17 protein-coding genes are annotated in these 22,833 nt (G+C 45.0%); 1 reads left to right on the forward strand and 16 read right to left on the reverse strand.

The window, feature by feature from the left end:
• Positions 1–65: 65 nt before the first annotated feature.
• The 4 genes from QVP40_RS05780 to QVP40_RS05795 are packed head-to-tail and all read right to left on the reverse strand — an operon-like array spanning position 66 to position 5,500.
• Positions 66–1,316 (reverse strand): ABC transporter permease, encoded by a 1,251-nt coding sequence (locus tag QVP40_RS05780; RefSeq protein ID WP_022067543.1) that lies wholly within the window; start codon positions 1,314–1,316, stop codon positions 66–68.
• Positions 1,317–1,330: 14 nt separating this feature from the next.
• Entirely contained in the window at positions 1,331–3,298 is a 1,968-nt protein-coding gene (locus tag QVP40_RS05785) for a biotin/lipoyl-binding protein (RefSeq protein WP_022067544.1), read from the reverse strand.
• Positions 3,295–3,975 (reverse strand): ABC transporter ATP-binding protein, encoded by a 681-nt coding sequence (locus QVP40_RS05790; RefSeq protein WP_022067545.1) that lies wholly within the window; start codon positions 3,973–3,975, stop codon positions 3,295–3,297. Before QVP40_RS05790 ends, QVP40_RS05785 begins: the two co-directional genes overlap by 4 nt.
• 13 nt (positions 3,976–3,988) lie before the next feature.
• Positions 3,989–5,500: an efflux RND transporter periplasmic adaptor subunit gene (locus QVP40_RS05795; protein WP_022067546.1), complete on the reverse strand. Its 1,512-nt coding sequence runs from the start codon at positions 5,498–5,500 to the stop codon at positions 3,989–3,991.
• A gap of 251 nt (positions 5,501–5,751) precedes the next feature.
• Between QVP40_RS05795 and QVP40_RS05800 the strand changes: the two genes are divergently transcribed.
• Positions 5,752–6,942, forward strand: coding sequence for a hypothetical protein (locus QVP40_RS05800; RefSeq protein ID WP_022067547.1), 1,191 nt, complete (start codon positions 5,752–5,754; stop codon positions 6,940–6,942).
• 74 nt (positions 6,943–7,016) lie between these two features.
• Here QVP40_RS05800 and aspS read toward each other — a convergent pair whose 3' ends face one another.
• From aspS to QVP40_RS05860, 12 genes are all read right to left on the reverse strand, one after another.
• Positions 7,017–8,813: an aspartate--tRNA ligase gene (gene aspS / locus QVP40_RS05805; protein ID WP_022067548.1), complete on the reverse strand. Its 1,797-nt coding sequence runs from the start codon at positions 8,811–8,813 to the stop codon at positions 7,017–7,019.
• A gap of 14 nt (positions 8,814–8,827) precedes the next feature.
• Positions 8,828–10,084: a histidine--tRNA ligase gene (hisS, locus tag QVP40_RS05810; protein ID WP_022067549.1), complete on the reverse strand. Its 1,257-nt coding sequence runs from the start codon at positions 10,082–10,084 to the stop codon at positions 8,828–8,830.
• Positions 10,085–10,096: 12 nt separating this feature from the next.
• On the reverse strand, positions 10,097–10,669 hold the full coding sequence (locus QVP40_RS05815) for an HD-GYP domain-containing protein (RefSeq protein WP_390571572.1): 573 nt from the start codon (positions 10,667–10,669) through the stop codon (positions 10,097–10,099).
• A 9-nt stretch (positions 10,670–10,678) separates the two neighbouring features.
• Entirely contained in the window at positions 10,679–12,223 is a 1,545-nt protein-coding gene (gene hemZ / locus QVP40_RS05820; RefSeq protein WP_288200343.1) for a coproporphyrinogen dehydrogenase HemZ, read from the reverse strand.
• Positions 12,195–12,824 (reverse strand): MBL fold metallo-hydrolase, encoded by a 630-nt coding sequence (locus QVP40_RS05825; RefSeq protein WP_022067552.1) that lies wholly within the window; start codon positions 12,822–12,824, stop codon positions 12,195–12,197. Before QVP40_RS05825 ends, hemZ begins: the two co-directional genes overlap by 29 nt.
• Positions 12,825–12,865: 41 nt before the next feature.
• Positions 12,866–15,193 (reverse strand): RelA/SpoT family protein, encoded by a 2,328-nt coding sequence (locus QVP40_RS05830; protein WP_022067553.1) that lies wholly within the window; start codon positions 15,191–15,193, stop codon positions 12,866–12,868.
• A 68-nt stretch (positions 15,194–15,261) separates the two neighbouring features.
• Positions 15,262–15,786, reverse strand: coding sequence for an adenine phosphoribosyltransferase (locus QVP40_RS05835; RefSeq protein ID WP_022067554.1), 525 nt, complete (start codon positions 15,784–15,786; stop codon positions 15,262–15,264).
• A 183-nt stretch (positions 15,787–15,969) separates the two neighbouring features.
• Positions 15,970–17,682: a single-stranded-DNA-specific exonuclease RecJ gene (recJ, locus tag QVP40_RS05840; RefSeq protein WP_022067555.1), complete on the reverse strand. Its 1,713-nt coding sequence runs from the start codon at positions 17,680–17,682 to the stop codon at positions 15,970–15,972.
• Between the two features lie 58 nt (positions 17,683–17,740).
• Positions 17,741–20,125 carry a protein translocase subunit SecDF gene (locus QVP40_RS05845; RefSeq protein ID WP_022067556.1) on the reverse strand — a complete coding sequence of 795 codons (2,385 nt, stop codon included), beginning with the start codon at positions 20,123–20,125 and terminating at the stop codon, positions 17,741–17,743.
• 214 nt (positions 20,126–20,339) lie between these two features.
• On the reverse strand, positions 20,340–21,704 hold the full coding sequence (scfB, locus tag QVP40_RS05850) for a thioether cross-link-forming SCIFF peptide maturase (RefSeq protein ID WP_022067557.1): 1,365 nt from the start codon (positions 21,702–21,704) through the stop codon (positions 20,340–20,342).
• A 514-nt stretch (positions 21,705–22,218) separates the two neighbouring features.
• Positions 22,219–22,359, reverse strand: a complete 141-nt coding sequence (scfA, locus tag QVP40_RS05855; RefSeq protein WP_015524633.1) for a six-cysteine ranthipeptide SCIFF — start codon at positions 22,357–22,359, stop codon at positions 22,219–22,221.
• Between the two features lie 80 nt (positions 22,360–22,439).
• On the reverse strand, positions 22,440–22,790 hold the full coding sequence (locus QVP40_RS05860) for a TIGR04086 family membrane protein (RefSeq protein WP_022067558.1): 351 nt from the start codon (positions 22,788–22,790) through the stop codon (positions 22,440–22,442).
• Positions 22,791–22,833: the final 43 nt, after the last annotated feature.

The raw sequence follows: 22,833 nt of genomic DNA on the forward strand, positions 1-22,833 counted from the left end.
ATAAAAAAAACTGCTTTTCCCTTTTCCGGAAATCCGGCTTCAGAGAAAAGCAGTTTTCTTTTTATTTATTCACTTCTCAATGCGTCAATAGGATTCAGGTTCGCAGCCTTTACCGAAGGCAGGAGCCCAAAGATCACTCCGATCAGAGTAGAAAACAGTACAGATCCTATGATTGCCGGTATACTGATGGCCGTAGGCGCCCCAGAGATTTCCGATACCACCCTGGACAAAACAATTCCCAGAATCACTCCGATCACACCTCCAATGCTGGTCAGCATGGAAGCCTCTGTAAGAAACTGATAAAGAATGACTTTTTTTCTTGCCCCGATCGCCTTTTTCAGACCAATCTCACTGGTTCTCTCAGTAACAGAAACCAGCATAATATTCATAACACCGATTCCTCCTACCAGAAGGGAAATACTTGCGATCCACAGAAGCTGCTGGTTTGTGCTTTCACTGAGCTGCTGCATATCCTTGACTTTTTCCATTACATTATCAGCTTTGTATTTAAACTTGGAATCTTCTTCGATTCCCTGATTTAAAATCTTAGCCGCATCGTTTCCCGCTGAACTCATATTATCTGTAGAGTCTGCTTTGATCACAACGTTTTCCGGCTCGTCAAACTGAAATGCAATGGGCCAGCATTTACTTGGAATCATCACTGTTCCGACAACCGTCTGATAATAGGAATAATATTCGTCAAGACTTGAAATGTTGGGCTGATAGCTGTCTCCCTGCTGAACGATTCCCACAACCGTAAAAGGGTCGTCTCCGACTTCAATGGTTTTTCCCAGAGGATCCTCTCCGGAAAAAAGATTCTCTGCCGCATTGCTGTCAATCAGAGCTACCTTGTTCAGATTGTCGTAATCCTTCTGAATAAATCCTCTTCCGGATCGTACCATATATCCGCAGGTATCCAGGTAATTTTCATCAATTCCGTATACCGTACCTCCCTGCAGAGCAGTATTCTGATAATATATACTGCTGTAAGTGCTTGTATGGAAAAATGTAGCGTTCTCAACGTGCTCCATATCCATAACTTCTTCCTTCTGTTCTTTCGTAAGAAGAGGAGGTTTACCGCCGTCCGTCATTCCAAACATGGGATCATAACCGCTGTCACCGGAATAAAGGCTGATCGTCACTGTATTATTTCCTGAACCGATCAGATCTTCTTTAATCTGTTCACTTGTTCCCTTGATCGTAGATACAATAGCAATAATAGAAGCAATTCCAATAATGATACCCAGCATGGTCAGAAAGGAACGCATTTTATGGGACCAGATTCCCTGAATGGATATCCTCATATTTTCAAGCATAAAATTCCACCTTTCTACTGATACAGTTCTTCAAGAGAGATGTCTTTTGTTTTTACACCCTCTTTTGCTGTTTTTCCATAAGGGAATGCAATCTTATCTTCTCTGGTAATTCCGCCTTTTACAATTACAGACATTCCGCCGTTTGCATTTCCGCCAACAGTCAGAGGCTGCTTTTTCAGTACTCCGTTTTCTTCCTTATACACATAATAAGCTCCGTTTTCAGTTCTTACAAACGCTTTGTCCAGAACAATGACTCCTGAATTATCTGTGCCTCCCTGGATATTAACACTCAGCCAGTCATCCTCTGTTACCTGAACTGATTTATCTGTGATCGTGGCACTGTAAGTATAATAAGAAACATTTGGATTTCCCATGCCTGTTCCGTAAACCTCATCCGATACCGGATACTCAGATACATCCACAACCTCTGCATCAAAAACTCCGTTTGAGCCGGAACAGTTCAGAATTGTCCCCTCCTGGAGCTTATCCAGAAGCAGTTCGCTGACCGTACCTTTTACATAGTAGCCTTCTTTGCTTTTTATAGTCATAAATGCATTTCCGTCTGATACTCCTGTAACCGGATCACCTACCTTTGCAATGGTTCCGTCCAGCTTACTGTAAATAACTTCCTTGTTTACCTTTTTTTCCAGCTTGCCAATATCAATGTCACTCTGTCTGATATCCAGCTTCAGACCTTCTACCTTTGTCTGCTGGATCTTAATGGCCTCTTCTCTGGAAATGGTCACGTCCGGATCACTGCCGCCCATATCGTCTCCGCCGCCGGGAATCTCAAAATCATCTTCATAGTGAGAAGCGCCCTCAAGAGTATATTCTACAGAAGCGGTTTCCTCTACCATTTTTTCCAGAAGACTTCCGTCTATCAGATAATAGCCGGTGCAGGATTCTTTTCTGTCTGCAAAGTTCGTGATCGTGTCATTCTGATGAAATTCCAGCTGATACCAGTATCCATTGATTCCCGGTTCCTTTGTTCCATCCGCCTTAAAGCCTGCCATTTTGTTTAAAAATCCTCCGGTGGCAACGACTTTTCCTTTGGCTGAGCTGCAGAGAAATACAAAAGGATCTTCCTCTGTACCTGTTCCTGTAAAAGGAACCGTATCTGCATCCAGCTTCTGATAAAACTCCGGTTCACCGTCTGTAATGTCACTTTCATTACTGTCCGGTTCCGGATCAATGATCTCAATGTCATTGTCTGAAGGGGTATCTGTAAATTCTTCATCCGGTGCTTCAGAAGGAAGCGGTTCCGGTGAAGGTGTCACAGAGGGATCCGGTGTGATCTGTTCCTGATTTCCGTCTCCAAAATCAACAAAGCTGTCGTCACCGGAAACTCCCTGATCGCCGGAATCCGGCTGTGCACCGGTGTCTTCCTGATCAGCTCCGGTATCAGAATCACCGGAAGAAAAATCATCCTCTGTCACAAGCCCCACATCTGCAGCAGCCAGAATCGGTCTGATTATGGCTGCCAGATAGCTTCCGTTTACGTTTCCTGCTGCCGAGGCCATCTCAGTATCAGATGTACTGTTGTCCGTCGGCAGATCCGGAAGCTGGCTGTCCTCTTCCTCAATGGGACCCCCGTTCTTCAGGCTGTTCAGCCTGTTGACAGCTTTTTCCAGATCCTGCTCCTGCTTCTGTTTTTTTAACTTTGCAATATTCAGTTCCATCTGGACAAGAGTCATGTCAAAGGACATCAGCTTGTCTCCTTTTTTTACGGTGTCGCCTTTCTGAACATACAGATCTTTGATGATCATGTCTTTGTCCACCGTTACATTCTGTGTCACATTTGTAACAATATTTCCATCCAGAGTGGTATCGTCCATATAATAATCAGAGGCCAGGCTGTCCACACTGACTACGCCTACTGTCTCTTTGTTATTACTTTTTAGATAAACTGCTCCACCCGCAGCACCTCCTGCCACCAGAGCCACCACAACAACACCTATGATGATCTTTTTGGCATTTTTCATGATTTCACCTCTTTTTCCTGAAGCACACCGTCGCGGATCGTCACCACCCGTTTTGCATGGGCGGCAATATCCGGATCATGTGTGATCATCAGAACCGTTACACCCTCGTCATTCAGCTTCTGAAAAAGTTCCATTACCTGCGCGCCTGATTTACTGTCCAGCGCACCGGTAGGCTCATCTGCCAGAAGAAGCTTGGGGCTGTTTACAATTGCTCTTGCGATAGCTACTCGCTGCATCTGGCCTCCGGAAAGCTGATTGGGCCGGAAATCCACTCTGTCTGAAAGCCCTACTCTGTCCAATGCTTTCAGCGCTCTTTCCCTGCGTTCCTTTTTGGGCACCTTTGCATAATTCAGCGGCATCTCCACATTTGCAAGAGCAGACTGCCTTGGAAGCAGATGAAAGCTCTGGAACACAAAACCGATCTTATTCAGCCTGATATCCGACATGGCGTTTTCCGAACAGGAACGGATATCCTGCCCGTCCAGAAAAAAGCTGCCCTTCGTGGCCTGATCCAGACACCCGATAATGTTCATCAGCGTTGTTTTTCCGGAACCTGAAGGCCCCATGATTGCCACATATTCGCCTTCCTCCATGGAAAAGTTCACATCTTTCAGAACAGGAACCGTCATCTTTCCCTGAATGTAATCTTTATAAATTCCTTTTAATTCAAGAATCATTCCATTCCTCCTGTTATTCATCGCCTGCCGGAACCAGAACCTCATTCTCAGGAAGAGCCGTATCCGGAACCATTTCTACCATAGAATCCTCCATGCCGCTTCCCATGTCTGAAGGAACACTCTCCTCCTCTGAAAATTCCTCTGCAGGCATCTCTTCTGTCACTGCCTCCGGTATCTCTGCCGAACCGTCGTCTGCCGGAATTTCCTCCGCAGGCGCTTCTGCCGGCTGCGCTCCCTCATCTCCGTTTCCGGTATTCTCCATTTCCAGAGCAGTAAAGTCCGTAGCAGCCGCGCTGTTGGTCGTTGTTTTCATTCCCTCCTCATAAAGCTGGGAAGGATAGGCAATGCAGTCTTTTTTGGTAAGTCCCTCTACGATTTCATATTCACCCAGAGTTTCATCATACTGTCCCAGGATCACGCTTTTCTTTACCAGGCGCTTATCCTTGTCTGCCGCCCATACATAAGGACTGTTGGTGTCTGCATCCACAATATAAAATTCACTGATCCACAGGCCTTCTTTTTTCTCCTCCTGTCCCTCATCCGGCTCAATGTATACATGCTGCCCAAGCATCAGGCCCTCAGAGGACTGCAGTTCCACATAAAAAGGATATGTAGTGGAGGATGTCTGGGAGTCGCCGCTTGCATCCATCATTCCCCATGCGTTGCTGCTGCTCTGGGAATTGGCGCTTTCTCTGTCAACACTTCCCATGGTTCCCTTCCATACCTGGTTTTCGTCCACACGGGAACGGATGATCACAGGTTCTCCTTCGATAATGCTTCCTACGTTCATCTCATTAACCGTTCCTTTGATCCTGTATGCTCCCGTACTGAGAATGGTAATAAAAGCATTCTGACTGCTTTCTCCTGTCATACCAGTATCAGAATAGCTCATATCCTGATCCATATCGTCCATGCCGCTGTCATCTGTTGTAAGCTTTGTGGTATCGATCTTCTGGATCACTCCGTCAATAGGACTTCGTACTTCTGTATTTCCCATTGTATTCTGGAGCTTCGTAATCTCCGCCTGCTTACTTTTCTGACTGTATTCATTTTTTTTGAGATTCATTTTATTTGTTTCGATCTCAATGGTATAAGAGAGCTGGTCGTCTTTTTCCGCCTGCTTTTTTTCTTTTTCAAGAGTGGCGATCTGTTCGCTCAGACTGGCGGCTTCATTTTTCAGACGGTCAAGATCAAGCTGGGTCTCCTCCAGATCCTCCTGGATACTGGTAAGATCATATTCAAAAAGAAGCTGTCCCTGCTTTACCTCCTCGCCGGTCTTTACTTTCACTGTTTTTACTTTACGTCCGTTTTCCAGCTCTACCTCTTCTGTTTTCTGCGGTTCCACAACACCGGCATACCTGTTTGCGATTCCCGCAACGTCTCCGGTAATCTGGCTGATTTCTGTAACGTAGGCGGTTTCTCCGCTTTCCTGCTCCTGCCCGAAAAATCCCAGTTTCCAGCAGACTCCTCCTGCAGCGCCGCCAATTATAAGAATCCCCAAAAGGATCAAAATACGTTTTTTCATATTTTTTATTTTTACCTCCCTGTAAACAAAGGAACTATCATTACTGTTCACAACCTTCACAGTAACGAACTATCTGACTGTACTATCATAGCAGATTACGCTTTAAAAGAAAAGTCCTGACAAAAATCACCTGTGGTTTCACAGTTTTTTCATTCTTTTTTTAGAAAAATTACACCTAATTTCCGTTTTTTTGACTTTTACCCTGTTATCTGGTAAAATGGAGGGGAATATTTTGGAAAGGAAAGAATCATATGAAGATCGCAAAAGGTCTGATTCCGCTTCTCGTGCTTATCTTTGCCGTATCAATGATCATCGGCTGTTCCCACTCAGATAAGTCAGATGTGGAGGGCGTCATTACAAATGAACTGGATCTCCTGAAAAATCTGGATTCTGATACGGCTCAGAAGTATATTTCCTATCAGGAGCTGTTTCCGGATGCCACAGAAAAAACCGAACTTTCCAAGGAAGTTGAAGATGTTTTTTCTCTTTTTTTCGAGGATTTTGACTACAAAATCCAACGTATCAAAGTTGCCAAAGACAAGAAAGAAGCTTCTGCAAACCTGAAGCTCACCACCATTGACGCTCAGGCTCTCGCAAAAGATTACGCGGTTTCTCATCTTGAAAACGCAATCCTGCTTGCCGCAGCTTCCTCTTCTCAGAATACAGAAGAAAATTCCGGTTCCCTGGAGGACCGTTATCTCATCCTCAGTGAACTTCTGAAAAACAATCAGTATAAAACTGTAGAAACCAGCTGCTCCCTGACCCTTAGCAACCAGGGTACAGAAAAGGAAGAAGAATGGGAAATCAGACGTACTCATGAACTGGAAAACAGTCTTGTCGGCGGTCTTATCACTTATCTCTCTGACAGTGACCTCCTGACGCCGGAGGAAACACTGACCGTCTATTTAAACACCCTGAAAACTATGGATCTGGATCAGATGAGCAACTATCTTGGTCTGGAAAGCCTTCTGAATACTTCAGATGATGCAAAAGCTTCCATTGCCAGCGCTCTGGTGGAACAAATGCATAAAAACTTTGACTTTAAAATAACCTCTTCTCAGATAAAAAGCTATCAGGCTATCGTAGAAGCCGAGATCACTACCTTTGACAGCAATGCAATTCTTACTGCTTATCAGAAAGAACTGGAAGAATATCTTGCGTCTCCACAGGCAGTCATCGACGGTTCTCAGAAACGATATAATCATTCTCTGGAGCTTCTTCTGAAAAGCATAGAAAACAATACAAAAACACTGACGCACCCGGCAAGCTTTTCTCTTACCAACGACGGCGCTTCCTGGAAGCTGCAGGATGACGGGCAGGTGATCGGAGCCGGAATCTTTGGCACTCTCAGCAGTACTCCCGTGGAAGAAGAGCTTTCCCCGGAAGACAACCCTGAGGAGAATCCTGATTCCTCCGGCGAAAATATTTCTGAAGAAAATTGATCTGTTATAGAGCTAAAAGGGCTTTCCCAAAACGGAAAAGCCCTTTTCTTATTTTACAGTCATCTGACTGTATCTTATTCTTCTGTTTTCTCCGGAGCAGTCTCAAGTCCAAGTTCCTGTAACTGCGCTTCACTGACAACGCTTGGAGACTGTGTCATAAGGCAGGACGCATCTTTCACTTTCGGGAAAGCGATCACTTCACGGATGCTGTCAACCTTTGCCATCAGCATAACCAGGCGGTCAAGTCCGTAAGCCAGTCCTGCATGAGGCGGAACACCGTATTTAAAGGCATTCAGAAGGAATCCGAACTGTTCATAAGCAGATTCTTCCGTAAATCCAAGCTTTTCAAACATTTTTTCCTGAATATCATTCTGATGGATTCTCACACTTCCTCCACCGATCTCATTTCCATTCAGTACAATGTCATACGCTTTTGCACGAACCTTGCCCGGATCTGTATCCAGAAGCGGAAGATCCTCTTCCATAGGCATGGTGAACGGATGATGCATGGCAGTAAAGCGGTTCTCCTCTTCGCTCCACTCAAGAAGCGGGAATTCTGTTACCCACACAAAACGATACTCGTTCTTATCCAGAAGCTCCATCTGTTTTGCAAGCTCCACACGGAGAGCGCCAAGCACATCATAAACTACTTTGTTCTTATCAGCGGCAAAAAGAAGCAGGTCTCCCGGCTTTCCTTCCATCGCCTGAACAAGAGCGTCCATCTCTTCTTCCTTCATGAATTTGGAAAAAGAGGACTTTCTTGATCCGTCTTCTGCAATAGCAATATAGGCAAGACCTTTTGCGCCATATCCCTTTGCAAATTCCACAAGCTTGTCGATTTTCTTTCTGGGCATGGATCCCTGTCCCTCTGCGTTGATTCCGCGGACAGTTCCGCCTGCTTCAAGAGCGCCCTTAAATACCACAAACTCACAGTCCTTTACTGTTTCGCTGACATCATGAAGCTCCATTCCGAAACGCATGTCCGGCTTGTCAGAACCAAAACGGTCCATGGCCTCCTGCCAGGTGATACGCTGGATCGGAAGCTGAACATCCACATCCAAAACCTCTTTAAACAGGTATGCAAGATATCTTTCATTTACATCAATGACATCGTCTACATCCACAAAGGACAGTTCCATATCGATCTGGGTAAACTCCGGCTGACGGTCCGCACGAAGATCTTCATCACGGAAGCAGCGCGCGATCTGGATATAACGGTCATATCCGGAACACATAAGAAGCTGCTTGTAAAGCTGCGGAGACTGTGGCAGTCCGTAAAAGCTGCCCGGATGAACTCTGGACGGAACCAGGTAATCTCTGGCGCCTTCCGGTGTACTCTTTCCAAGGATCGGAGTCTCCACCTCCAGAAAACCTTCTTCTGCAAAGAATTTTCTGGTGAGAGTGGCAACCTGGCTTTTCATCATAAGATTTCTCTGGATATCCGGTCTTCTCAGATCCAGATAACGGTATTTTAAACGGATCTCATCCTTTGTTTTGCTGTTTTCCTCTATTGGGAAAGGAGGAACCTCTGACTCGGAAAGTACGCGAAGCTCATTGGCACGAAGCTCCAGCTCTCCTGTGGCAAGGTTTTCATTTACGGCCCCGCCTCGTTTTTCCACAATACCGGTAACTGCGATCACAAATTCACTTCTCAGCTTTCCGGCTTTCTCAAAACCTTCTTCATCAATACTTCCGTTTTCAAAAATCACCTGCATGATTCCGGAACGGTCTCTCAGATCAACAAATACAAGTCCGCCTTTGTTTCTGGCTTTCTGCACCCATCCCATCAGAGTCACTCTGCTGCCTGTCATCTCTTTTGTTACTTCCGCACAGCGGCAGGTTCTGTGCAGTCCCTTCATACTTTCAGCCATGATCTTACTCCTTTTTATAATTTATCCCTGAAAAACTCAACGAATTCAGTATAGCCTTCTGTCATCATCTGTTCTTTCTGGAATTTTTTATTTTTCTTCATAATAGAAATGGTTACCTGAGTTCCATTTCTTCTTTCCTCTTCAGCCTGCTTCAGAATTGTCAGAAGCTTGTCTGCAGGCATGTTCTTTTCAATGAGATACGCCTTCTTTTCGCCGGTTCCCGGAACCTCATAGCCTCTTTCCAGAAGCAGCATGACAATTCTTTCAAATCCAATAGAAAATCCGCAGGCGCTTGTGTTCTGTCCTGTAAATTTGCCGATCATCTCGTCATAACGTCCGCCGCCGCCTACAGAACCGCCGAATTCATCCATTGCGATCTCAAAGATCGGACCTGTATAATAGGACATTCCCCGCACCAGCGTAGGGTCAAAGGAAATCTTAAAGTCCGCGCTCTTTACCGCGTCCACAGAAGCGATAATGGTTTCCAGATCCTCTGCAACCTTTGGATCAAGAACATCCTTCAGCTTTTCTTTAATGTAGCGCACACCCTGGATATCAGAGGTGATCTCACGGAACATGCCAAGATACGTGTCAATGCTTTCTCTTGCAAAGCCTTCTTTTTCCAGCTCTTCGGAAACTCCCTCAAGACCGATCTTGTCCATCTTGTCAAGAATAATAAACACGGTATCAAAGCTTTCTGCCGGGAATCCGCTGTACTGAGCCATTGCCTTCAGAATTTTACGGTCATTGATCCTGATGGTAAAATTATGAAAATCCAGTTTGCCCAGAAGTGTTGTGGTTGCCAGCACAAGCTCAATTTCAGCCAGATAAGTAGGCTCTCCTAAAATATCAATATCACACTGCATAAACTGACGGAAACGGCCTCTCTGAGGGCGGTCTGCTCTCCATACATTTCCCATCTGCAGCGCCTTAAAAGGAGCCGGAAGCTCATTGGCATGATTGGAATAATATCTGGAAAGAGGCACTGTCAGATCATAGCGAAGTCCGGAATCCACAAGATCCGCTTCCTCCTTTGCGCTTTCCAGCTTCAGCTTTTCTCCTCTTTTCAGGATCTTAAAAATCAGTTTCTCATTTTCGCCGCCCTGCTTGCTGCTGAGGTTTTCAATATGCTCCACACAGGGAGTTTCAATAGAAGAAAATCCGAATTTCCCATAGGTTTCCCGGATCATATTCATTACATAGTTTCGGATTTCCATTTCCTTCGGTAAAATATCCTTCATACCGGTTACTGGTTTTTTCTTTAATGCCATGCCTGCCTCCTGTTATTTATTATGTATAATTCTCTGAAATGCAAGAAAAACTTCCATATCAAAATTTTTGATCTCATCGATCATAAGCTCCATTACAGTTGCAACATCAAACGCAGTCCTGTATGGCCTGTCAGATGTAAGCGCTGCAAATACATCGCACACTCTCAAGATCCTGGCTCCAATGGGGATCTGATCTCCAATGAGATTATCGGGATATCCGGTTCCGTCATAATTCTCATGATGATAGAGAATGCTTTCCAGAACAAACTCTGAATACCCCTGATCTTTTAATTCCTCATAGCCCAGAGTAGAATGCATACGCACATATTTTAACTCCTCGATCAGAAGAGGATCCCTTTCGCGTCCGTTGATGTATTCTGTCAGCTTCAGCTTGCCGATATCGTGAAGCATTCCCGCAACAGCAAGCTCATAACAGATCTCCTGCTCCAGCCCCAGCTCGGAAGCCACCGCATACGCAAGGTTGCTGACAACAATCCCATGATTCAGCTCTGCTGAAAGGTCAAAATCCAGTATTCTGTCTGCTGTCTTTTCTGCGTCTGCCTGCGCCGCACTCAATCTGCACACCTCCTGTCCTTAAAGCCATCGGTCAACAGCCACCCGTTTTCTTTCAATCATTTCATCAATACGGGTAATATAATTCCATACATCCTTCACATTCTCCACACGCTCGATCCTCGCCCCATGATCAAATACCAGCTTTGAAGATCCGCCTGCTCCCAGTGCGATAATAGGCTGTTTCTCTTCCATAATTAGTATATTGTAAATCCCGGCTTTGTCAACCTCTGCATAACCTACATTTTCAAAATTGCCCTTCATATTTTTCTGTCTGTACAGATAATAAGGACCCATTCCCATTTCATAGGCTGTTTTCATGGTCATTTCCATGATTTCCTGATTATTTTCAAAGGTCATTTCCTGATATTTATCTTTAAAAATATTCAGCCTTGCCGCCCTTTTTACCGCAAGAGAATGAACCGTAATACTGTCCGGAGCCATCCTTTTAATTTCATCCAGGGTATACTGTACCTTTTTCAGATCTTCACCCGGAAGTCCAACGATCAGATCCATATTGATATTGTCAAAGCCACATTCCCGTGCAAGATAAAAGGCCTGCCTTGTCTCCTCCGCAGTATGGCGTCTTCCGATAATCTCCAGAGTCTCCTGATTCATAGTCTGAGGGTTCACGGAAATCCTGCTTACCGGATATTTCCGGATCACCTGAAGCTTTTCTCTGGTAATGCTGTCCGGTCTTCCTGCTTCAATGGTAAACTCAGCCAGGTTTCTGCAGTCAAAATGTTCCGTCAGGGTATCCAGAAGTCTCTGAAGCTGTTCCGGCTCCAGAGTAGTCGGCGTTCCGCCGCCAATATAAACCGTATCCAGCTTACGTCCTTTTTTCTTCATAATAGAAGAAACTTCCCGGATTTCCTTACAGAGCGCATCCAGGTAAAGCTCCACTCTGTCCTTCCACTGCTTCAGAGGATAGGAGCTGAAAGAACAGTAAAGACAGATACTCGGGCAGAAAGGAATCCCCACATAAAGGCTGTATCCGTTTTCATAATCAATGTCCTTCAGAATTTCTCTTTCCCGGTTGGCAATGGTAATGGCAAGAGCTGTTTTTTCAGGACTTACCAGATAACGTTTCCGCATTTCTTCTGCAATCTCTGAATTTTTCATTCCGGCTTCAATCATTGCCATGGCAAGCTTTGCCGGCCGGATCCCTGTAAGATTTCCCCATGGAAGGGTCTTTCCTGTAAGCTTTGTCAGAAGTTTATATAATGAGTATTTCAGAACATCCTTCTGCTCCTTGCGCTGCTGTCTGGCTGCATCTTTTTCTTCCGTACAGGAAAGAGGGGCATCATCCGAAGAGTGCCCCTTTATGATCTCTGCACTTGTCACCCCGGTATTGCTTTCATTTTGATACCGGATTATAAAACTCTGCTCCTGCTTTTCCACCCGGAACAGAAGATCCGCTGTATTTGCCCCGTCTTCCTCTTCATAGGAAACTGCAATTTCAGCCTCCGGGTAAAAGGCTCGGATCAGCTCATAAATATCATGTTCAAATTCTCTGTTGTCAAACAGAATACTGATCTTATACAAATGGATTGTACCTCTTTTCATAACCGATAGTGGTTGAAATATCGTGTCCGGGATAAACTTCTGTTTCCTCAGGAAGAGAATCTGTAAGTCTGTGAAGGCTTTCCACAATTTGAGCCGTGCTTCCTCCCGGAAAATCAGTTCTTCCCACAGAACCATAAAACAGCGTATCTCCGCTGAACAGGATTCCTTCATCCTTCAGATAATAGCAGCAGCTTCCCGGAGTGTGTCCGGGTGTGTGAAGCATCTGAACGGAAAAGCCCGCAGCCTCAAAAGCCTGAAGGTCTTCAAGAAGTATATCTGCCTTCAGGGAACAGGAGCGGTTTCCGTATCCGGACAGATTTGCGGAAGGATCCAGAAGAGTCCCTGCTTCTTTTTCACAGGCATAAACCGGAATCTGGTATTCTTTTTTTACGTCCTCCACTGCAAGAATGTGGTCATAATGACCATGGGTTAAAAGAATTGCAGCAGGCTTCGCCTGCATTTCCCTTATTCTGGAAAAGATTTCCTGTGCATGATCCGCCGGATCCACGATCAGAAGCTCCCCTGTGTTTTTGTTTTTCAGCAGATAGCAGTTGGTTGATACAGAACCAAGAACGCATGTCTGAAGCTCTGAATTTTTCATATCGGTCCCCTCTTTCTCTGTCCCTGTATTTTTATGACTGATCAGCCTGTGGTACGCTCCACATCGATCACACTTTCCACCTGGCGGATTTTTTCTACAAGAGACGCCAGCTCCTCTTTGCTGCCTACCTCAAAGCTTACGGCAATGGTCGCCTTATCCTGCTTGCTTGTACGGCAGTTCATATTTTTTACATCAATCTTACGCTCTGTAAATATTTTTGAAAGGTCTACCAGAAGTCCGGTACGGTTGTTGGCAAAGATCTTAAGCTCTGCCATATATTTTTCCGAAGCTCTGGTATCTGCCTGCCACTCAGCCTCAATGAGCCTTGTCCTGTCTGTTTCTGACATATTAAGAATATTTACACAGTCGGTACGGTGAATGGTGATTCCCCGTCCTCTTGTAACAAATCCCACAATCTCGTCGCCGGGAATGGGACTGCAGCATTTTGAAAAACGAACTGCAACATCATGGATGCCACGGACAACAATTCCGCCCTTGGATTTTACCAGATGAAGCTTTTCATGAGCATCTGTGGCAGCATCCAGAACATCCTGATCCGTGATCTTTTTGGCATGCTCTTTTTCGTAAGCCTCCATCAGCTTGTTAAAGACCTGACCTTCTTTCAGCCCTCCGTGTCCGATGGCAGCCAGAACGGAATCCCAGTCACGGAAACCGTATTTGCGCATAACTGCCTCAAGATACTGACTCTTGCTGTAGGTACCGATCTTGTAGCCTTTGGATTTGGCATACTGAGCCAGCATGTCCTTGCCCTTTAAAATATTGTCTTCCTTCAGTTCCTTTTTGAACCACTGATTGATCTTGTTTTTTGCCTGGGTGCTTTTTACCATTTTCAGCCAGTCACGGCTTGGTCCCTGGGAATTCTGTGATGTGATGATCTCAATTCTGTCACCATTCTGGATCTCATATTCAATGGGAACAAGCTTGCCGTTTACCCGGGCGCCTACCATACGGTTTCCTACTGCACTGTGCACACAGTAGGCAAAATCAATAGGCGTGGATCCTGCCGGAAGGTTTTTCACATCCCCCTGAGGAGTGAAACAGTAAACACTGTCTGCAAAAAGATCCAGATCGTTTTTCAGAAGGCTCATAAATTCCCGGTTATCAGACATATCTCTCTGCCATTCCAGGATCTGTCTCAGCCAGTTCAGTTTTTCCTCTTCACTTTTTCCTACAGGTACCTTTCCGTCAGAGGACTCCTTATATTTCCAGTGCGCCGCAATACCATATTCTGCTGTTTTGTGCATTTCATAGGTACGGATCTGAATCTCAAAAGGCTGTCCGCTTGGTCCGATCAGAGTCGTATGAAGAGACTGGTACATATTAGGCTTCGGCATGGCAATATAGTCTTTAAAACGGCCGGGAATCGGTTTGTACATTTCGTGGATCACACCCAGAGCCGCATAGCAGTCCTTTACATTGTCCACCAGGATCCTGACTGCAAAAAGATCATAGATCTGATCAATGGTCTTGCCCTGATTGACCATTTTTTTATAGATGCTGAAGAAATGCTTGATCCGTCCGTCCACCTGAGCCTGAATCCCCGCATCCTCCATATGCTGCTTTACCTGTTTCACAATCCCGTTGACAAAATCCTGTCGTTCACTTTTTTTCAGGGAAACCTTGTCTACCAGATCATAGTACACATCCGGCTTCAGATATTTAAGCGAAAGATCATCCAGTTCCACCTTGATCTTCGATATACCAAGGCGCATGGCAATGGGCGCATAAATATCCATGGTCTCCCTGGCCTTTTCCTGCTGCTTTTCCGGACGCATGTACTGCAGAGTACGCATATTGTGGAGACGGTCCGCAAGCTTGATCAGAATTACTCTGATATCCTTTGCCATGGCAAGAAACATTTTTCTTAAATTTTCTGCCTGAAGCTCCACCTTGTCCTTGGAATAATTCAGCTGTCCCAGCTTGGTAACGCCGTCCACCAGAAGAGCAACCTCGGAACCGAATTCCTTTTCTACCTCTTCATAGGTCATCCAGGTGTCCTCTACCGCATCATGAAGAAGTCCCGCAACGATCGTCTCTTTATCCAGCTCCAGATCTGCAAGAATGATTCCCACACAGAGCGGATGGATGATATAGGGCTCCCCGGATTTTCTTTTCTGATCCTTATGAGCCTCTCTTGCTACCTCGTAGGCTTTCTGTATCATGGAAATATCCGTAGACGGATGGTATTTTCTCACACTGGTGATCAATTCCTGATACAGAACTTCCGGACTTGTAAAATCACTCATGGATTTTACCGCTGCATCTGCCTTTTTCACGGATTCAATTTTTGCCTGATCTACAGCGCCCGGACTTTTTTCCGTTTGTATATTTTTATTTCTTTCTGTCATTCTCTCCCACCTGTCTGATATTCTGCTGCCTGTTCTTCTTTAGCAGCCGTCGTACGCTCCGTCTGTGGTTATTTCCCTTCGTATCGGATCACAGAAGCCACATCATAGCCAGCCAGTTTCTCACGGCCTTTCAGACCGGCAAGTTCCATAAGAAATACGATTTTGACAACCTCTCCGCCAAGCTCTTCAATAAGCTTCACAGCCGCCTCAACCGTACCTCCTGTAGCGATCAGATCATCAATTACCGCAACCTTCTGTCCCGGTTTGATGGAGTCTCTGTGCATTTCTATGGTTGCGCTTCCATATTCCAGATCATAGCTTCTGGATACTGTCTCACATGGAAGCTTACCTTTTTTACGTACCGGTACAAATGGCTTATGAAGATTGTATGCGATCGGAACTCCGAACATAAATCCTCTTGACTCTGTTCCAACGATCACATCCACATCTGTGTCCTTCAGACATTCCTGCATGGAATCAATTGCCAGTTTCAGTCCGTCCGCATCCTGCAGAATACTTGTTACATCACGAAAAATAATGCCCGGTTCCGGAAAATCCGGAATACTTCTTACATAATCCTCAATTTTCTTCATAATCCCGCACCTCCACCTTTTTTCTATAATATAAATCTAAATCAGTATATCACTTTTTTTTTATGGAATCAATCCAAAACCCGACAAGTCTCGCCAAATACCGCTATTGCTGCCGTTCACAGCAACGGCCGTATGAACAGTAACCCATTGCTGCTGTTGTCTCTGTCCTCACTCTATTTACTGTTAAAAATAATTGCGGATCACTGCCTGGAGACTCTCTCTCCCCTGATATACATTGATCTCCGGATAATAGGTCACAGATATCAGCTCTTTCTGCTGTACGTACTGTTCAAATTCTCTGGCCGCTCCAAAATATACTGCGTCTACAGAATTGCCCTGTTCATCCACCAGCCGCATTTTAGCTACATTCTGATTCTTTCCAAAAATTCTCAGATTTAAAACGCGAAGTCCCTTCTGAGCAAATAATGGCTTTGTATTTCCTTTTCCAAAAGGTTCCAGAACAGAAAGCTGTTCCGTCAACGTTCTGGACAGATAAGAGATCGGCATGGGAACATCAATAACCACCTTAGGTATCAGCTCCTCTTCTGTCAGTGTACATACCTCATTCAGCCTTTTCCGGAATGCATCTATATTTTCCTCTGGAAGAGAAAGCCCTGCTGCCATGGGATGACCGCCAAACTGTTCCAGAAGATCACTGCATTTAACCAGCTCGTCATACATGGAATAGCCTTCAATGGAACGTCCGCTGCCCTTTGCTCCCTTTTCTGCCTTTGTCAGCACAAATGAAGGCTTATAATATTTTTCCCTCAGCCTTCCGGCAATTATCCCCGCCAGGCTTTCATGGCATTCCGGCAGATACACTACCAGAACCCGGTCTGAGGAAAGCCCCTGACTTTCAATGATGCGCTCTGCCTCTTCCCTGCCTTTTTCTGTCATGGCTTTTCTGCTCTGGTTTAATGCAACCAGATCCCCGGCCTCCTTCGCCGCTCTGTCCGCATCCTCTGTACAAAGAAGCCGCAGGGCCCGGGCCGCAGTGTCCAGCCTTCCGCTGGCATTGATACATGGTCCCAGCACAAATCCCACATGATAGGCTGTGATCCGTTCACCTCCCAGGCCGTTTGCCTCAATGAGAGCGCGAAATCCCTGATTCTTTGTAGTTGGAAGCCGTCTCAGCCCTTCCTTTACAATAATGCGGTTTTCCCCCTGAAGATCCATCACATCTCCCACAGTTGCCACCGCTGCCGGTTCAGAAAATTCCAGGATCTCATTTCTGTCAATTCCATATGTCTCATAAAGAGCCCAGATCAGTTTCCATGCAACCACGGCTCCACAGATATTTTTGTTTGGATATGGACAGTCCGACTGTTTCGGATTGATCACTGCATCTGCTTCAGGAACAATCCATTCCCTCCCTTTATCCGTGTCTCGATAAGGGATTTCATGATGATCCGTTACAATCACTGTCATACCCTTTTCCTTTGCCTGCTGAATTTCCGCAGACGCTGCAATTCCGTTGTCACAGGTAATGATCGTATCGATTCCGTCCTCTGACGCCTTTTCGATCAGCTGACTGTGCATTCCGTATCCGTCCTTTATTCTGTCCGGAATATAGGTATCCACCCTTGCCCCAAGACGGCGAAATCCCGTAAGAAGAATATAAGTGGCAGTTACTCCGTCAATATCATAATCCCCGATGATCCTGATTCTGGCTTTCTGATCAATCTTGTCTTTCAGGATCTCCACAGCTTTTTTCATATCCTTTAAAAGCCACGGAGAAGGAAGCTCTTCCAGCGTTCCGTACAGATACGAGCGGATATTTTCCATACCTTCCACATCTCTGTTCCTGATCAGACGCGCGATCACCGGATCAATGCCAAAGGTCTGCCCGATTTTCTGAAAGTCTGCTTTTTTTGCTGTTACTACCCATTTTTCCATTTTTTTCTCCTGTAAAAACACATCCCGGGACAGCCTGCTGCCCCGGGACAATCCTGTTTTATTCTGTTTTATTTTCTTCTGCGTTTTTTTCCGCTTCCTGAGCTGCAAGACGTTCCGCTACTCTTTTACGGTTTTTCTTTTTTGGCTGTTTCTGACCATTCACAGATGTCTGATCCGCACTTTTATTTTCCACATCCGGATTCTTTGAAGCAACAGCCTGAACCTTGTTTTTTCCAAAGCCACGTTTCATCACAAGCCACAGAGAACCTGTAATACAAACAGAAGAATAAGCTCCGCATACAATACCTACCATCAGAGGCAGCGCAAATTCACGAATAGAAGATACGCCCATGATATAGAGCACTGCTACCATAACAAAGGTTGTCAGAGAAGTATAAATACTTCTGGTAAGCGTCTGTGTGATACTGTCATTGACAATCTCTGTAAGATCTGCACGGCTTCCCATTTTCTTAATGTTTTCACGGATACGGTCAAAAATAACAATGGTTGCATTGATACTGTAACCTACAATTGTCAGCATACATGCAATAAAGGTATTTCCAACAGAGATACGCGCAAGGGCATAAAAGGCAAATACAACAAGTACGTCATGTACAAGAGCCAGAACCGCACTGCTTGCAAAACGGACATCCTTAAAACGGATCCAGATATATGCCAGCATACACAGAGTCGCAACAACAACTGCCACAAAAGCATCCTGTCTCATTTCAGAACTTACTGTAGAAGAAATACTTTCTGTGGAGATCAGAGTCTGGTCTACATCAAAATTATCAACCATTGCCTGATTGAGTTTTTCTCTTTCCGCCTGAGACAGAGCACGTGTCTTAATAACCACCTGGTTTGTTCCCACAACCTTGGTAGGCTGTACGTTTTTATCTCCGGTTACTTTTTCTACAACAGGTGTTACCTCCGAGTCAATTTCTTTGATATCCATGTCCTCATTAAAGGTAACTGTAGTTGCAGTTCCGCCGGAAAATTCCAGACTGTAGTTCAGAATACTTCCATCTGTTTTCTGATGGATCATCATGGATACTGGTCCTACAAGAATCAGAATCAGAGAAATAATAAAGAAAATATTTTTCTTTCCAACAAAATTAATGCATTTTCTCTGCTTTGCTCTTCCGTAGAATTTTTCATCCTGAATACCTACCGCATACAAAGCATTTACAATCAGTCTTGAAACGACCAGGGCTGTAAACATGGATACTACAATGCCCAGCGCCAGCGTGTAGGCAAAGCCCTTTACTGTTCCGGAGCCCAGACACATCAGTACCAGAGCCGCGATCAGAGTTGTAACATTTCCGTCAATGATCGCAGAGAATGCTTTGCTGAATCCGGATTTGATCGCTGTTCTTACTGAAGAGCCTGATGCAATTTCCTCCCGGATACGGGCATAGATAATAACATTGGCGTCCACTGCCATACCAATACCCAGAATGATACCTGCAATACCAGGAAGTGTCAGCGTAATATCAAAAGCATTCAGCGTGATCAGCTCAATTGCCGTATAGAGGATCAGAGCGATTGCCGCCACCAGTCCGGGGATTCTGTATGCAAAGATCATAAACAGAATTACGATCACGAGACCGATTGCTCCTGCAACCACACTTGTTGTAATTGCTTCTTCTCCCAGTTGGGCTGCAACTACGCTGGAGCGCAGCTCTTCAAGTTCCAGGCTCAAAGAACCGATACGGATATAGGATGCAAGATTCTGCGCTTCCTCTACACCGCCCATTCCGTTGATCTCTGCCTGTCCGCCTGTAATCGCTTCCTGTACGGTAGGCGCACTCAAAACAGCATTATCATAGACAATTGCAATCTGCTTTCCTACATTTGCCTCTGTTGCCTCAGCAAATTTCTTTTTGCCTTCCTTTGTAAGTGTCAGGCTTACCGCATATTCTCTTGCGCCGTTTTCATTCTGGTAAGTACCGCCTTCTGCATCTGCAACATCTGTACCTTCCAGTACTACCGAACCGGCTTCTCTGATGTCATCAAGGCTTCTTGTAAGCTCATAGTTTTTCTCACCGGCAACAAAGTTCTGGTTTCCATCCTTGTCTGTCTGTTCGATAAAGCACAGAGAACCTGGCTTTCCAAGATCATTAAGAATCTTGTCCGCATCTGTTACGCCGGGAATCTCTACCGTAATACGGTTGTCACCTTCCTGATATGCCTGCGCCTCAGTGCTGTACTGTTCCACACGCTTCTGCATTTTATAAACAGTATCTGACATATCTTCCTTGCTCGGATTTTTGTCCTTTGCCTCGTAAGTAATACTTACACCGCCTGACAGATCAAGACCGGTCTTAATATTTTTTGCCGCTCCGGTTCCGGTAGGACCCAGACCCACAGCTGCAGTATAGCACAGAAAAACCGTAATGATCGCAGTCAGGACCAGTACAATGACTCCTCTTTTTTTCTTCATTGTTTTTCCCTTCTACTACAATATATTTATGGGTAATATCCCTTACAGTCCGTAAGGAATTATCCATCTTATTACTCAGGCTGTATCAGAATGGAGCAGCCGGTGTGTCGGCTTTCTTTTCCGAACTTCCTGTCCGTATAAAAAACTGATCATCAGCGTCTCATTCCCAGCCCTTCCGTCAGTCAGTAACTGCCGGACAGATTTTTATGAACACTTACTCTGCAAGTGCAGCTTTGATCATGATCGCACACTCCACACGCTTTCTCTGAAGCTCGCATCCAATCTCATAACTGCCCTTTACGTCCTTCTGGAAGTGATATGCATTGGCTGCGCAGCCCCCACTGCAGTAAAATCTGGCAAAGCAGTCTTTGCAGTCATCCTTTGTATAAACATTGCAGCCCTTAAACTCTTCACGAATCTGCGGTCTGGTAATTCCCTCGTCTACATTTCCCATCAGGAATTCTTCTTCCCCCACAAACTGATGACAAGGATAAAAATCTCCCCACGGAGTCACTGCCAGGTACTCTGTTCCTGAACCGCATCCGGAAAGACGCTTATACACACAGGGACCGCCTGTAAGATCAATCATAAAATGGAAGAAATTAAAGCCTTTTCCTTCTTTCTCCCGTTTGATCATCTCTTTTGCAAGCGCATCGTATTCATCCAGAATCTGAGGAATATCTTCTTTGCGGATCGCATACTCTTCTTCGTCCGGAGCCACTACCGGTTCAACAGAAATCTGTTTAAATCCAAGATCCGCAAGATGAAGAACGTCCTTTGAAAAATCAAGATTATGATGAGTAAAAGTTCCTCTTACATAATAATTGTCCTGATTTCTGGATTCCGCAAATTTCTGAAATTTCGGCATGATCAGGTCATAGCTTCCGGCGCCCTTGCGGAACGGTCTCATATAGTCGTGTACCTCTTTACGGCCGTCTACACTGAGAACAACATTGGACATTTCACGATTGCAGAATTCCATTACCTCATCATCAAGAAGAACGCCGTTGGTTGTAAGTGTAAAGCGGAATTTCTTGTTATGAAGCTTTTCCTGCTCTCTTCCATATCTGACCAGATCTTTTACCACCTGCCAGTTCATCAGCGGCTCGCCGCCAAAAAAATCCACCTCCAGATTTCTTCTGGAGCCGGAATTGGCAATCAGAAAATCCAGGGCCTTTTTTCCAACCTCAAAGGACATCAGGGCTCTTCTTCCATGATATTCTCCCTCCTCCGCAAAACAGTAGCGGCAGGCAAGATTGCAGTCATGGGCAATGTGCAGGCAAAGCGCTTTTACAACCGGACGGCTGTTTTTGGAAAACTCGTCAATTGCGCTTTCATAAATATCTCTGGTAAAAAGCATTCCCTCTTCTTTCAACTTTTCACATTCCGAAACAGAAGTTCTGATCTCCTCCGGGCTGAATCTGTCTTTCAGCCTTTCCACGATTTCTTCTGTTGACAGTTCGTTCTCCATGCATGGCAGAACCTCATAGGTTACAAGGTCTACCAGGTGAATACATCCACTGTTAATGTCAAGAACAATATTATATCCATTGCTCTGGTATCTGTGAATCAGACTCATTTTTTTGAAATCCTTTCCTGTAAATTATACCTGAAAAATCCAGGACAGATTTCATCTGTCCTGAACTCACTTCAGAAGTCAGGTGAACTTTTTCTGCAGGTTCCCTGTCCTCTTATATTCTCAGGGACTGTACACTCAGCCTCCCAGATCCGCTTTTTTTATTTCAAGCATATCTGTCTGCTTTCCGTACACTTTTATCTGTTCAACCATAAATGAGTAAATACTGAGTTCTGCATTCTTTTTCATTTACAGTTTATAAAACACTTTTCTGCGCGCAAAGCGGACGGAGTCGCTTGGAACGCCTTAAATCTCTCAAGCTCTGAGAGACTTACTCTGCTTTTCTGGTCAGATGCAGGCAGCCATGAACGCTTATATTCCTCGTGCATCCGGTCACATTCCCGCAGAATATTTTATTTACCAGGGAAGTTAGTACAAAACACACTGCTTTCCCGGTAAATAAAAAGAATAAGCAGCGGACTCACCCGCTGCTTAACTGACTTCCCTGAACTCCGCCTTATTTATGCTCGCAGCTCTGATTTCCTACAGTACAGGAAGTTTTACATGCTGACTGGCAGGAAGTCTGGCACTCACCACATCCACCTTTTTTCACTGTGTTCTGCAGATTTTTTGTATTTAATGTTTTGATATGCTCCATTGTATATCCTCCTTATGTATATATAATTGTCTGGGCATAGTATAGCATAAAATTCTCTCAAATAAAAGTCTTTTTTTAGGTTATGCCAGCATGCCTCCAAGAGCCCCTCCGCCCAGACACATACAAAAAGTAGTCAGCAAATGCTGAAAAGACATATCCCACTTTCCTTCTGCGGCAAAGGATACCAAAACAAGAAGTATAAAATATGCAAGGCCTACTAAAATCCCCCAGAAATATTTATCCTTTCGCATGATTTTTCCTGCCATAAAGCCCCCTGCCAGACAGGAGATTACATACACTGCCACAATTCCCGCTGATACCGGCGCCAGTCCCAAATCAAACTGAAATACCAGGAATGCCAGAAACAGAAGACAGACACCTGTCAGGCCATATGCAAGAAACAATGATCTTAAAACAGTTTTTGTTTTCATAAAAAAGCCCTCCCCATAACATTATATGGGAGGGCTTTTTTCT

The sequence above is a fragment of the Blautia sp. CAG:257 genome (assembly GCF_000433815.1).
In the GTDB taxonomy this organism is placed as follows: domain Bacteria; phylum Bacillota; class Clostridia; order Lachnospirales; family Lachnospiraceae; genus Blautia_A; species Blautia_A caecimuris.

What these genes read in the sequence shown, in the direction of transcription:
- QVP40_RS05790 (WP_022067545.1), bottom strand. Translation starts at nt 3,975, where the DNA reads ATGATTCTTGAATTAAAAGGAATTTATAAAGATTACATTCAGGGAAAG.
- QVP40_RS05780 (WP_022067543.1), bottom strand. Translation starts at nt 1,316, where the DNA reads ATGCTTGAAAATATGAGGATATCCATTCAGGGAATCTGGTCCCATAAA.
- recJ (WP_022067555.1), bottom strand. Translation starts at nt 17,682, where the DNA reads ATGGAAAAATGGGTAGTAACAGCAAAAAAAGCAGACTTTCAGAAAATC.
- scfA (WP_015524633.1), bottom strand. Translation starts at nt 22,359, where the DNA reads ATGGAGCATATCAAAACATTAAATACAAAAAATCTGCAGAACACAGTG.
- QVP40_RS05785 (WP_022067544.1), bottom strand. Translation starts at nt 3,298, where the DNA reads ATGAAAAATGCCAAAAAGATCATCATAGGTGTTGTTGTGGTGGCTCTG.
- QVP40_RS05830 (WP_022067553.1), bottom strand. Translation starts at nt 15,193, where the DNA reads ATGACAGAAAGAAATAAAAATATACAAACGGAAAAAAGTCCGGGCGCT.
- hemZ (WP_288200343.1), bottom strand. Translation starts at nt 12,223, where the DNA reads ATGAAAAGAGGTACAATCCATTTGTATAAGATCAGTATTCTGTTTGAC.
- aspS (WP_022067548.1), bottom strand. Translation starts at nt 8,813, where the DNA reads ATGGCTGAAAGTATGAAGGGACTGCACAGAACCTGCCGCTGTGCGGAA.
- hisS (WP_022067549.1), bottom strand. Translation starts at nt 10,084, where the DNA reads ATGGCATTAAAGAAAAAACCAGTAACCGGTATGAAGGATATTTTACCG.
- scfB (WP_022067557.1), bottom strand. Translation starts at nt 21,704, where the DNA reads ATGAGTCTGATTCACAGATACCAGAGCAATGGATATAATATTGTTCTT.
- QVP40_RS05845 (WP_022067556.1), bottom strand. Translation starts at nt 20,125, where the DNA reads ATGAAGAAAAAAAGAGGAGTCATTGTACTGGTCCTGACTGCGATCATT.
- QVP40_RS05860 (WP_022067558.1), bottom strand. Translation starts at nt 22,790, where the DNA reads ATGAAAACAAAAACTGTTTTAAGATCATTGTTTCTTGCATATGGCCTG.
- QVP40_RS05835 (WP_022067554.1), bottom strand. Translation starts at nt 15,786, where the DNA reads ATGAAGAAAATTGAGGATTATGTAAGAAGTATTCCGGATTTTCCGGAA.
- QVP40_RS05795 (WP_022067546.1), bottom strand. Translation starts at nt 5,500, where the DNA reads ATGAAAAAACGTATTTTGATCCTTTTGGGGATTCTTATAATTGGCGGC.
- QVP40_RS05800 (WP_022067547.1), top strand. Translation starts at nt 5,752, where the DNA reads ATGAAGATCGCAAAAGGTCTGATTCCGCTTCTCGTGCTTATCTTTGCC.
- QVP40_RS05825 (WP_022067552.1), bottom strand. Translation starts at nt 12,824, where the DNA reads ATGAAAAATTCAGAGCTTCAGACATGCGTTCTTGGTTCTGTATCAACC.